This is a genomic window from Bacillus sp. V5-8f (assembly GCF_002863565.1).
Classification (GTDB): Bacteria; Bacillota; Bacilli; order Bacillales; family DSM-1321; genus Peribacillus.
The window spans coordinates 627,386-640,588 of record NZ_PGUW01000004.1 but is presented as its reverse complement, the minus strand read 5'-3'; the positions used below and the strand labels follow the sequence as shown (position 1 = coordinate 640,588).

General features: G+C 40.0%; 7 protein-coding genes. All 7 read right to left on the bottom strand.

The genetic code is table 11. The features are described from left to right. Positions 1 to 75 precede the first annotated feature (75 nt). Positions 76 to 1,947 carry a squalene--hopene cyclase gene (gene shc / locus CUU64_RS07190; RefSeq protein ID WP_101632960.1) on the bottom strand — a complete coding sequence of 624 codons (1,872 nt, stop codon included), beginning with the start codon at positions 1,945 to 1,947 and terminating at the stop codon, positions 76 to 78. 478 nt (positions 1,948 to 2,425) lie between these two features. After that, positions 2,426 to 5,245 (bottom strand): ATP-binding protein, encoded by a 2,820-nt coding sequence (locus CUU64_RS07185; protein WP_180954492.1) that lies wholly within the window; start codon positions 5,243 to 5,245, stop codon positions 2,426 to 2,428. 40 nt (positions 5,246 to 5,285) lie between these two features. Next, positions 5,286 to 5,657 (bottom strand): response regulator transcription factor, encoded by a 372-nt coding sequence (locus CUU64_RS07180; protein WP_101632829.1) that lies wholly within the window; start codon positions 5,655 to 5,657, stop codon positions 5,286 to 5,288. Between the two features lie 2 nt (positions 5,658 to 5,659). Then, positions 5,660 to 8,908, bottom strand: a complete 3,249-nt coding sequence (locus CUU64_RS07175) for a hypothetical protein (RefSeq protein ID WP_101632828.1) — start codon at positions 8,906 to 8,908, stop codon at positions 5,660 to 5,662. Next, positions 8,905 to 10,302 carry a glycosyltransferase family 2 protein gene (locus CUU64_RS07170; RefSeq protein WP_101632827.1) on the bottom strand — a complete coding sequence of 466 codons (1,398 nt, stop codon included), beginning with the start codon at positions 10,300 to 10,302 and terminating at the stop codon, positions 8,905 to 8,907. The genes CUU64_RS07175 and CUU64_RS07170 overlap by 4 nt, the downstream gene beginning before the upstream one ends. A gap of 3 nt (positions 10,303 to 10,305) precedes the next feature. Beyond that, positions 10,306 to 11,343: a HEAT repeat domain-containing protein gene (locus tag CUU64_RS07165; protein WP_101632826.1), complete on the bottom strand. Its 1,038-nt coding sequence runs from the start codon at positions 11,341 to 11,343 to the stop codon at positions 10,306 to 10,308. Then, on the bottom strand, positions 11,344 to 12,960 hold the full coding sequence (locus tag CUU64_RS07160) for a GGDEF domain-containing response regulator (protein ID WP_257985445.1): 1,617 nt from the start codon (positions 12,958 to 12,960) through the stop codon (positions 11,344 to 11,346). Between the last annotated feature and the right edge of the window lie 243 nt (positions 12,961 to 13,203).

Below are 13,203 nucleotides of genomic sequence, written 5' to 3'. Positions count from 1 at the left end.
AAATCTCCTGCATAGAAACTAGTTGTTCTTCAGTAGCAGCCGCAACATTCTGGGTTCCTTTTCATCTATAGTTTTTCATTCCATTAAAAACTTCTTATTAAAATGACTCAACGCCAAAAGCGGCCAAATGTAGCGATAGCTATGATAATGGATATAAAACGCCCCCCCGGCTCCTTGTCCTTTCGGATATTGCTCTGTCCAATGCTGTCTGCTCCCATTTTCGAGTAAATAGTTGATTCCCGCCTGAATTTCTGGTGTCAATTTGTCGGAAGCGGCAATTATAGCATCCACTGCCCATGCAGTATCCGTCAATGTACTTGCTCCTAAGGGAATATATTTCTTCTGTGTATCGCTATGGCATGATTCCCCCCAACCTCCATCCTTATTTTGTATGTTCTTTAGCCATGCGACAGACTTTTGGATGATGGATGACTCAGACCGTGTCCCGCTCGCCATCAATCCAGTGATAGCCGCCCATGTTCCGTATATATAACAGATCCCCCAGCGTCCGTACCAGGAACCATCCATCCGTTGGTCGCTGCGGATCCATTTTCTCCCCCTTTTTAAGGAAGGGTGATTCTTATTTAGATTGGTATACTTGCCTAAGAACTCAAGGGTCCTTCCCGTTAAATCAGCTGAGGATGGGTCGAGCAGAAGAAATTCAGCTCCCTCCACCGGCAATAAGTTCAATAGTTTTTTATCTACATTTCTTTCAAATGCCGCCCATCCACCATCATCATTTTGCATTGAAAAAACCCAGTTGACCCCTCTTGCCCATGCTGATGAATATTGCGGCTGTTTGTTTACTAAAACTTGAATTGAACGCAAGCTGGCAGTTGTATCATCAACATCAGGATTGATTGTGTTGATATTTGAAAAACCCCAACCTCCTGGCAATGTATCAGGATTATGAATCACCCAGTCCCCATATTTCGTATGCTGTCTTGATAATAAATATCGGTTTGCCTTTTGGATCGGCTCCGCAGAGTCAGGAACGCCCGCTTCCTGGAGCGCGTAACTGATTAAAGAGGTATTCCATACATCTGCTGTTGTATATTGCATGTGTAAATGTCCATTGACATTACAGGCCATTGATTTTAGCCCTTTCATGGCGTTTCTGATGATTGGATGGTTTTTTGGATAATCAAGAGATAAAAGAGCAAATATCATTAGAAAAGTGGAACTGAAATAGCTGTAAAAAGTGCCATCCTCCTCAATCCGGTCCAACATATACCGTTTTGCCTGTTCAAATGCCATCTCTCTTACCTGTTTAGGGATACCGGCGATCGAGTTAATTCCCTGTTTAATCAGAGTGAATAAATTCCTCCACTCCCTAACATTCTCCATATGAAAAAATGGATCTTCTTCATTATATGGACGCCCATTTAATAAGCTTGATATGTCCGGGCTTCGTTCTGTTTTTATCTGAAACCTTTTATTTCCCACAATAAGAATTGGTGTCAGGTTTGCCCTGGCATAAATAGAAAAATCGTAAAAATTGATAGGAAGGGAAAGAGGGGTAAGCATTACTTCTATCGGGACGGGAAAGACAGCAGGCCAGGGGGATTGGCCGGTCAAAGCCAGCATTATTTTTGTAAACATTCCTGCCTTTTCCATCCCCCCTTGCCCCAAGATAAATCGCCTGGCAGCCCTCATCCTCGGATCTTGTTCATTGATATAACCAGAATAAAGAAGTCCGTAATACGCCTCCAGAGTTGAGGACAAATTTCCTGTTCCTTCATCATGATATAGCTTCCAGGCCCCGTTCCTTTCCTGCTTGCTTAAGATTCTCCCAACCAGCGCTTGTATCAACTTATCATCATGTATCTCCAATGAGCGTAATAATATAATCATATATGCGTCTGTTTTAATCCCCGTATCAAAGGCATAGTCCCATGAGCCATCCATAGTCTGGTCATTTGTTAATGTTGCAATGAGTCGTTCCATTTCTAAATTGACTACGTGCTTCAATCGGAATCAACCCTCCCTTAATTTAATGGCTTCTAGCCTATTTCTATTCAATGGTTCATATGTACATTCCTCGAGAGGAGTGACTACCCATCATCTTTCAAAAAAAGAAAAAACAAAAAACAAACACTCCTGTATCTCAAGCTTTATTAAACTTCCAGCAGGAGCTGAAAAAGAAATCTAGGAAACCAAATCCCACAGTGAAAAAATCCAATATAACTCCTTCGGAACTGGAGCTCTTTGATACAAGTGAAACAAGTAAAAAGCAAGGATTTGTTTCCATGAAGCTAAATGGTTCGAGTTGATATACTCGTGGGATATTGAAGAATATAAGGAATGCCCTAGTGATTATCTACTCTTTTCTGCAATGCGAAAAAAACTTAGGCATTTTGATGCCTAAGTTTTTTCAATAATGATTATATTCCTGCCCGCCATTCAACAGATTGTATCCTTACAGTTATTCAGGCACCATAATCTGCCCCTGTTTCCCCGAGCTTAATAAGGTCTGCATAATAGTTTTGGAAAGATCGCTTAACTTATAAGGCTTTATCAAAAAATCATTTGCCCCAAGCGATATTCCACGCTCCCTTTCCTCAAGAGCAGTTGAAACAAAGATTGGAATTTGACTTAGTTCGGCTGACTGTTTCATTTGTTTCATGATGGACCAGCCATCCATTTCTCCTTCTTCGAGCATAATATCAAGCACAATGGCATCCGGAGTTTGGAGCTTCATTGCTTCCATTGCTTTAGAACCGTTCTTATAGTAGGTAACGTTAAAACCAGAATCAAAGAGCTCCTGCTTAATAAGATCAGCAAGACTAAGATCGTCTTCGATTACCATTACGTTATAGAAAAGTCCGCTTCCTGGTACCTCTTGCCTCTTGTCATTATGCCTGCTTGTCATTTTCGCGAAAGATAATGTAAATGTTGTTCCTTTGCCGTATTCAGATTCTACCATTATCTCGCCTTCATGAGCCTTCATGATTTCATCAACAATTGATAACCCTAAACCGGTTCCTCCTATTCTCCTGCGGTCTGAGTTATCGACCCTATAGAATTTTTGGAATAGCTTCCCGACGGAATCCTTTGGGATACCAAGTCCTTGATCTGTTACATCCACCTTAATTTCCTTCTCGTTATCGTAAATCTTTATTGATATATTACCGCCGTTAGGACTGTATTTGATCGCATTATGGATTATATTTGTGAAAACTTGTTGGATCTTGGTCTTATCCCCGAGGATAACATTTTCCTCCGTCAACACTTCAACCTGGAGTTTATGAATAGAGGTGTTTACTTGCTGACTTTCAACTACCTTTTGGATGATCGGCAGTAATTCAATATACTTCTTTTCATATGTCTGTTTACCAGATTCCATCCTCTGGACATCCAGGAAGTCATTGATTAGTGAAGTTAATCTGTTTGCTTCATTGTATATCGTTTGAAGATATTTGGTTTGTCTTTCCGGCGTCAGCTTTTTATTGAGCATCAATTCGGTAAAACCTAACACACTTGCGAGCGGTGTCCGAAGCTCATGGCTGACTGTGCTGACGAATTCGGACTTCATTTGATCCACTTCGTATTCCTTGGTTATATCGCGATGTACCAGAAGTGTACCAAATTCTTCGTTCCCAGTTGTAAGGGTCTTGCAATATACTTTATACACCCTGTTGCTGTCTTTCTTGGAATATTGGACTGAAAAATCATTGTCCTCTCCAGCCTTTGCATTTTCCAGAGCTTCTTTCAGCATACTTACAAAGTTGTCTTCCTGTATCTGTTCCTCCATCAACTTCGTCCAACTGTCCCATGTCAGACCGGACATATTGTCTACAGTATAGGAACAACCATATATTTCGCACAGCTGCTGATTTACCTGAACGATTGTCCCGTCTTTATCGATCAATTGAATTCCTTCCTGAACGGTATTAAAAATATCCTGATTAAGCTGCCGGTCGCTTTCAGTTTGCTCAAAAAGCTTAATTTTTTCCAGAGAAATAGAGACTTGCTTAGCCAGTGTTTCATAATCATGCAGCTCTTTTCCACTGTATTCATGGCTATATCTGCTGAATACAAGAATCGCTTCTACTTCCTTTGATGAAGACTGGACTGGTATATATAAGTCATAGCTATAGTTAATGTTTTCATGGTAGCCTTTTTCCGTACCGTCCTGTTCCCTCTTGATAAAAAATGCACGTTTATTGCTGAACAACCGCTCATGCATTCCATTATCCATATTTTCCAAAAACTGTTGGACCCCGCGTTCGCTGACGCCAGATGATGCATAGGAAAGATCATTCATTAACACAATGATCCCTTTGTCGGCTGAAATGATTTTGCACATGCTTTCCACAATTGTACGAAGTAACTCATCTTTATCAAGGGTGTTGGATATACCATTAATGAGTTCATTCCTGCGTGATAATGTCTTCTCGTTTTCCTTGAGCACATCCAATGCATCTTCCAATTCCAGCTGGCCGGCTTGCAATTCATCCTGCTGTGCCATTAATTCCTCGTTTTGTGCCATCAGATCTTGTTCCTTGTCCTGTACACTTGCAATCATTTTTTTGAACGCGACTGATAAGGCACCTAGTTCATCCGTTCTGGAATGCTGGACGTCTATGACGGCGTCACGGCCTGCTGCAATTTCATTTGCCGCATAGGCAAAATCACTAAGCGGCTTTCCTATATTTTTAACGATGATTCTGATGAAAACCTGCATTAAAATGAAAAACAGAATTAAAAAACTAACAAGCGCAATTTGCAGGAATGTCAGGTCATTTCTAAGATTTTCTGCGTTTTGATTCAACTGCCGATCCAGTGATTTAGCATAAGCGTTCAAGTAATCTTGAAATTCAGTTACTCTTTTGGTCGCTGAAGTATTAGCAATATTTTTTACTGTTTCTCGGTCACCTGATTCAAAAGCTTGAATAACGACTGGCAGGGTATCGTCAAAATAATAATCTGTAAAGGTAGTAAGTTCATTGTATAGCTCAATATCTGCTTGATTTTTGTTCTTAATTTGGGATGAAAATCTTTGATTTAGATTTCTTATAACCCTTTCCTGAGCCAAGGCACTGTCTTTAAGCTGACTGTTATCAAGGGCTAAGTATCCTCGGATGTCGAATAAGGCGGAATTAAAGTTTCCTGAAATATCTTGAATAAGCTGCCTTTTCTCGACCATGCTTTCCCGTTCACCGATATAGTGTTGTCCTAGATTGTGTTGGTAATAAAACAATATGGAAGTCCCGATCAAAATGAGTATTAGGAATGCCCACATCAGGTATACCACCTGTCGGGACAAACTCTTTTTGATGTACTCAATCATCTTCATGTAGGATTCCCTCAATTTTTGCCAATAGGTCGAGCGGTGAGAAGGGTTTGGCCATAAAGTAGTCCGCCCCTGCTCCCAGTACTGCATCCTGTTCATGCTGTTGGCTCTTCGCAGATAACATCATGATTTTCAGACCTTTTTTTGAATCATCGCTTCTTAACTTCTCAATGATCTCCAATCCCGTATGGACCGGCATCATATAATCCAGTATGACAAGATCGTAATTATTTTTCTCCAGATATTCCATTGCTTCTTGTCCATCCGCTGCCTCGTCAACTTCAAAGTCTTCATCTTCAAGTGTATCGACAATCAGCATCCGCAATACTTCTTCATCTTCTGCCAATAAAATCCTTTTCAAAGCTAGTCCTCCTTAACCGAAGCATTTTTATAAGCATCCTTCATAATGAAATAAGAATCTTTTAACCTTTCAAAATAGCGGGCCTCTTCCCATCCATTCCAGTCATAACTTTTCAGCGGCCTTAAGCTAAATGGTTCTCTTTTATATTGTGGCAGGCTTGATGACAGGTTTCCTTCATCCATTACAACAGCCGCAATTGTAATTCCTTTTATTGTTGTTTTTGATTCGAGCCCATTTTTCCATAAATCGCCCATTGCTTCTTTAAGGCTTGGATCCTTTAAATTTAACATCCCCCAGGGAATACGCATTTCAACGATTTGTTTATCCTTGCTTATACTTATATCGGTTAAAGAATCATAATCTTTGCTATCAGGATTTCCGTTTCCAAACTTTAGAACCCCGGTTTCGTATGCTTGGAAAGGAATCTTTTCATTCGTTGAAGGGATGGTCATGGCCTTATTTAAGGCTAAACGTACAGGATGGAATTGGCCATTATCCTTTTTCGCGGCATAAGGGACGCTCGGAATCATTTTTAAAGACTCTGCATACTGATAGTAAAAGCTATCATAATAGCTATCCACAAGCAGCTTTGATTGTTTCGGGCCATCTAATTTTGCAACAAAATCAATCCCGTTTTTTAAAGTGAATGAGGGGATACCGTTCAGTTTGATTTTTTTCTGTCCTTGGCCAGGAATTGTATCAAATAAGACTAAGGTTTTATATTTATCCCAATCAATTGGCTTTCGGTAGTCCAATCTTATATGCACATATGCTTCATCCGAAGAAACATACATTTCCTTTAAAATCGATTTCGGATCCTTATTTTCGTAAAAAGGCTTTATGTTATTTATTTTCCAGTCGGAAATTTTACCATCTGGATAGATTCCATGTCCCCGCTTTCCTGGTTCAAAAGCTAATACTCCGAAGTGCTGCTCATTGGTTTGGACATTTGACCAGAATGGGCGCCTGTCCGGATTATCAAAATCCATTGTGTTCCAGGTTCTTTTGAACCATTCGTCCTGCCAGGTAAACACCAATCCACCAGCATACTTCTCATGTACAATTGATTCGAACAACTGCTTATTCAATGTCCCCTGTTCTTCCTCAGAATGGAAGCCCTGATTAAATCCGAATGGATTTCTGTGAGTTAATCCCCTGGAAGCTGGTACTCCAAATTCCGCAACGAGCACTGGCATTTCGTGTGCAATAATTAAATCATGAAGGTAGCCTTCATAACCATTCTTTTTCCCCCAATGATCCACATAGTTGATGTATTTCTTTTCGTAGTTCATGAAATCCGGATAATATGGATAGATATGATAGGAAGCAAACAGTCCTGCCTGGAAAGTATTTTTTTTCTTAATATGATTTGGATTTATCGCTACCATATCCTCTTTAACCGACGGCTCCGCAGGGTGTTTTATCAAATCGGTTGTTGGCCAATTGCTAAAACTCATAGAGTGCTGCCATTTGTATTTATGGACTTCATATTGGGTTGTAAAGTCCATCATGCTTGCAAGCCAATTCTCAAAGGGTGATGCATTCGCCGTTTGAAAATAAGCGCCATCAAAAGACGTCACCGCAGGGTTTTTCATGTTACTCTGCTGGACAGCTTCAGGATCCCACTCAATTCCCAGGATATAGCCGAGAATATATTTAGATATATCATGTTTGTATGCGCCGGAAGCATGTCCGGGACGTGGCGGAATATCGCCATTGCCGTGGATGACATCTACTATTTGTTTAATATCGCTTTGAAAGTCCTTTGTTAGTTTATCTGAAAAAACGTTTTTTTCAGTAACAAGATCTTCCTCATTAATCCATATTCCATGAAATAAGTACAAAGGTTTTTCGGCCATTTGGTTATATTCATAAAGCGCTTCATAGAATCCAGGTGGATGAAGGGTATAGACCCTGATCGCATTAGCATTCATATCGCCAATTTGTTTGAACCATCGATAGTACTCTTCCTTCTTTATCGCGGTTTCACCGGGAAACGAATCAGGTTTTGCGATTCCCATATTCACTCCCTTAATCAGCACATTCTCCCATTTCCCATTTTTCAATATCTGCATATATCGTTTATCGGTTTGGCTGTTCACTAATACTCCGTTTACTTTCTTAACCTCCACTTTTTCCTGTTCCGCCACTTTTTGCAATCCACGGTCGAGAATCGCATTCATCAAGGGCACATAAGCAGTCCAATAAAAGGAATCTTTGGCACCGATATGTTTCTTCCATGTGTTTAAACCCTTTGTTTGATAAATGGCCGGTACTTCTTTTTCATCTGCAAAATCACCTGAGAAATAATAGCTGGTGTATTTTGCATTACGATGATAAATAATGGCTGGAAAGGTAAGTGGTATTCCTAATTCTTTCACTCTGGCAGCTGTCGCTTTTCCTATTGGCAGCTCATATTCTGCAACGACTTCATCCGGATTGCGGGGATTGATAATGTCAAACCAGTATTTATATTGGGCATTTAATTCTGTATCCAGTAAATCCTGACCGCTATCGGTTAATGAAAAACGCAGCCCTTCATCGTTCAGTTCTTTTTCGGTTATCACTTCTATAAAGCCTTCCTGATTGATAAATACAAGTCCAGAACCGGAAAAGCTCCACTTCTTTTCCTTGCTTTGTGTATAGTTTTTCTTTAACCAATCAGGCACCTCATCATTGCCAAGGTCTTGAAAATATCTTCCCGTCCAGCCTGTCCAATCAACATTCAACAAATTTGACATTTCTTCACGCGCTCTGCTCCCTGTTGGACTTGCAAAGGCATTAAACTCGGCAACTAAGGTTTTATGGCCAGAAGAAAGCAAACCATTTTTGATCTTTTCTATTTCATCCACCGTTAAACCGCCCGTTATTTTTCTTGGACGATTGTTCCCATTTTTGGTGGAAATGTCGTTTTCATACACACCGTACTGGTCTGATAGATAGATAAGTTGATATTCTTTTAGGGAGGCCGGCATTTCTTTTTGTTGCTTACTTTCCGGCTGGTATCCTATGTAGTCCTCGGCCTCCGAAAAAGAAGTGCCGTCAGGCTTGACGTACCGGCCATTATTCAGAAGCCATGTAAAGCCTTTATGCTCCCTGTATGATGTATCTGGAACGGTCTTATCAACGATTAATGTATTAAGCTTATGCTCAGGGGTCAAACGCCAAAGCCAGAAAGGAGAGGTCAGGACAGCCAGTATCAGGACAATAAAACCAAGGAATTTCCATTCAGTTTTTGATAGTTTCTTCATTGAGAGACTCCCTTTCGCTTCATTTCTCCCCAGCTGCTGTTTCCTCTTATAATATTCCAGATTCCTTCCATGCGCCATATCACTGTCAAAGGCCTAAACCAAAGTGTTTCAGTCAAGGAATAGAAAAAGAGCTTGATAATATCCGAGACCTTAGGGTACTTCCTGAGGCTCCATTCCTCCAACAAAACAGCAGCCATAGAGAACACAGACCCGTATAGACAGGATAGCAAAAATATCAAAATTGCAAATTCCAGATAAATTCCACCAAAAAACAAGGAGAATATAATATAGATGTACCCGAAAAATTCTATAATCGGTCCAAAAAATTCAATAATCCAAAAGTAAGGAATCGAAACGAATCCGATTGAACCGTATTTCGGATTAAATAATAGGTTGCGGTGGGCAGATAGACTTTCAAACAATCCTTGGTGCCACCTTCTCCGTTGCCTTCTAAGATATGTCGCTTCTTCCGGAACCTCCGTCCAGCAGACTGGATCGGGAACATATACAATTTTTTTCTTAGCTTTTTTTTCTTTAATTAATCTATGAAGTCTGACAACAAGCTCCATATCCTCCCCGACTGTATCCTTTTTGTATCCTCCAGCATCAAATACCCATTGCTTAGAGAAAACGCCAAAGGCACCGGAAACAATTAATAGAAGATTATGGCGCGACAAGCCGATTCTTCCCATCAAAAAGGCCCGTAAATACTCAATTGTCTGCATGATTACAAGTGGTTTATCAGAAAGACCGATTTTTAGAATATTCCCGTTGCGTATTTCGCAGCCATTAGCGATACGTATGCTCCCTCCTGAGGCAATGACTTCTCCATTTGAGTCGAGAATCGGTTTCATTACTTTAATAAAAGCATCGCTTTCCAGTATGGAATCTCCATCAAGTGAACAAAAGTATGGATAATTGGAAAAATTGAGGCCTGCATTCAAGGCATCCGCTTTTCCTCCATTTTCCTTATCTATTAAATAGAGATGAGGCAATAATTCCGACTGGTATATCCCTTTCACTTCTGCCGTGTTAAGAGTCTTTCGAATAACCTTCCCGACAGGCTTCATTTCATAATGCTCGATCATTTTGTCCAGTGTCGCATCTTTGGAACCGTCATTAATGACGACGACTTCAAAAACTGGATATTGTATGCTGAGAAGTGACCGCACACTTTGAATTATTCCGGCTTCTTCATTATAAGCAGGGACTAATATCGAAATGGGCTTTACATAAACTTCATTGGCAAGGTCCTCATGAAGCTTCTTTGTATCCAAGTGGTATTTTCGTCGAAGCTGGAGGATGGAAATAAATAAAATAACTGTATAAAAGCCAATGACCAAAACCATATAAATTACTAAGAACCAGCCTAGCAGCGTACCAATGATTGACATGTGTTAAATTGCCCCTTTATGAAGCCATTGCCATGCCATATCTCTGGCAAAGCGGTCTTCGTCATGCTTGCTAATATCGTGTAATATATCTCTGCCGCTTGGGAACGACAACAGTGAAGCCCCTGCCTCTGAACGAACCCACCAGTTTTGGTCGTGAATTAGGCTGATCAACAATGGGATGAAATGGGGATCCTTTATGATTCCAAAAATGCGGGCAGCAATCATTCTCTCTTCCCATCTATCGGACTCAGCCAAAGGTAAAATCTTTTCCGGCTCCTTGATATATCCTACATTTGCGATGGCCTTTAGCGACCTGATTCTTTCCTCGCCATTTGAGGATTGGAATATATGGTTTAGAAAACTAGTATAGTCCAGTTCTTTTTTTATGCCGATCACATCTAAAATGGCGTATTTCATATATTCGTGGCTTTTATGATAGTTTAATACACATAAATCAAATATTTTTTTGTCCAATCGCATTAAAATGTTTCGATAGTCGCTGTCTGAAAGAAAGGCAGCCTGATTTAGATAATCGACCAACTGCGATTCTTGAAAAGATGCCAAAATACGAAGGCATAATACTTTTTCCTCATCTGATGAAGAAGTCTTCTCTAGAATCTTTAATATATAAGGGAGCATGCTTTTCATTTGAAATCCATCAATGTATGATAATGTATTCATCCTTATGCTCCAGCTTCTGCTCCGCAGCTGTTTCTGATATAATTTCCCAAGATGCTGTTCAGCAAATGCTGTTAACCGTTCATTCATTTGCTTTTCTTCCAATAAATCCGAAAAGCTGCCTAGCAACTCCTCGACAGCCTTCTTTTTTGCGAGTGTATCCGTCTGAATTTTCCTGGTTAAATGTCCGCTGCTTATGTAGCTGAACAGGATTGGTTGATATTCTTCCTTTAGTTGGTCCAGCTGTTTCCTTTTCTTTATTTCCAATGCCTTTCTAATGATAAGATAAATTAATTGTATCAACAAAAGGGCTAAAAGAATGAGAGTTGCTAAACCCAGAACAACTATCTCGTTTATCAGCATTTAATTTCCCCTTTTTAATAGTCTTTCAATCCGGGCCTGTAGCTCAGTGATGCTAAATGGTTTGGTAACATAATCATCTGCACCGAGCTTTAATGCACGCGCAATGTCGTATTCGCTTTTTCGGCCGGTCAGCATCAATATTTTATAAAGATGGCTGTTCGGCAGCTTTTTAATTTTTTGAAGCACTTCAAGACCATCCATTACCGGCATAACCCCATCCAATATCAAGAAATGATCCAAATTATGATCCGCCCTGCCGGATTGGAAAAAAGTATGTCCATCCTCGAAATCCGCTACATCTAATTCCCAATGGTCAAGTGTCATGGCTTGCAAGATCTGGTTTAGCATGGTTCTGATAATCACATCATCATCAATTACAGTAACACACATGATTTTCTTTCGATAAGAACCAGAAGAGGCCTCGCTCGATTCAACCCGTGCACGTCCGCTATTCTTTGCTTTGTATAACGCTTGATCTGCATTTTTAAAAGCACTGGACGGAGTAGCTGTTTCATCCTCGACCGTAAACACTCCAGCCGAGAAAGTGACAGAGAATGTTTGTCCATCCTTACTTGTAATAACCTGGTTTGAGAACTCCTTAATTAAATGGGTTAGCCTGGTTTTTGCTTCTGTTCCAGTCGTTCTAGGGAAAATAATAACGAATTCTTCTCCACCGTAACGATAAACAATATCGGTACTGCGAACATTGGTTTTTAGGAACGCAGCAAACTCGATAAGGACCATGTCCCCTGTTTGGTGGCCATATGTGTCGTTAACATTTTTAAAGTGGTCGATATCTATAGCCGAAATTGTAAATGGCTGTTTAGTCCGCTTCCATTCATCAAAAAACCTTTGTAAGCTGCGATCAAAAAAGCGCCTGTTATAGACCTGTGTTAATTCATCAATCAAAACGGATTGATCAAAGATTTTTTTGCGTTGTAGATGCCTTTCCACCTTTGCAACAAATTCTTCAATATCAACAGGCTTGCTGATAAAATCATCAGCACCCATTTTGTAAGCATAAATCCGTGTTTCTCTATCATTCTTCACACTGAGGATAATTTTCGGGATAAAATATTTTTCATTGTGTTCCTGTAAATCCCTTAGCACTTGAAAGCCGCTTGTATCAGGAAAATGGAGGTCAGAGATTAGGCAATCTGGCTGCATTTCAAAGTATTGATGCATAGCCTTTTCAGGGTTTGTATTCGTAATTACCATCCACCCTTGCTCTTCGAGAGCATCCTTCAGCAAAATTAACATGGATACATCATCATCTATTAATTGAATGAGAGGTGAATTAGAATTTTTCTTGCTTTTGGGTTCTTTATCCTCAAAGTGCTCATATTCATAGGTCAACTCAATTAAATCATAGAGGAAGTTCCTTAATGATTTTTTTCCCCAAGTTTCCTGGCTGTCTTCATCTATGTCCTTTAATAGATTCTCGGATATTTGCTGTAAACCTCTAAGCTCCAAAGTACCAGAGGTCCCCTTGATAGAATGCAAGAATCTATACAATTCCGGTGCTGGTACAGTTTCTGCTTCATCTGTGTCGAACCATGCAGAGAGTTGTTTTTTTATATTTTGAAACAAATGATTTTTATATTTTTCTAGGTTCATTAAAAAATCCCCCTTAGCCTGTTTTACCATTTTTTTCATCATAACAAACATTCGGTCATATGTAAGGATTGGGATTTTTCGATAAAAACTCCCGGACAAGTATGTTTTCGCCTCGGCTTAGATCCCGACTAACCCTGCGCGGACGAGCCTTCCTGAACGGAGGGTAAAAAAGCCGAATTAATAAGTCCACATAAACCATTCACCAAGTATTTTAACATTAAGGATAATTATAAACCCCTACTT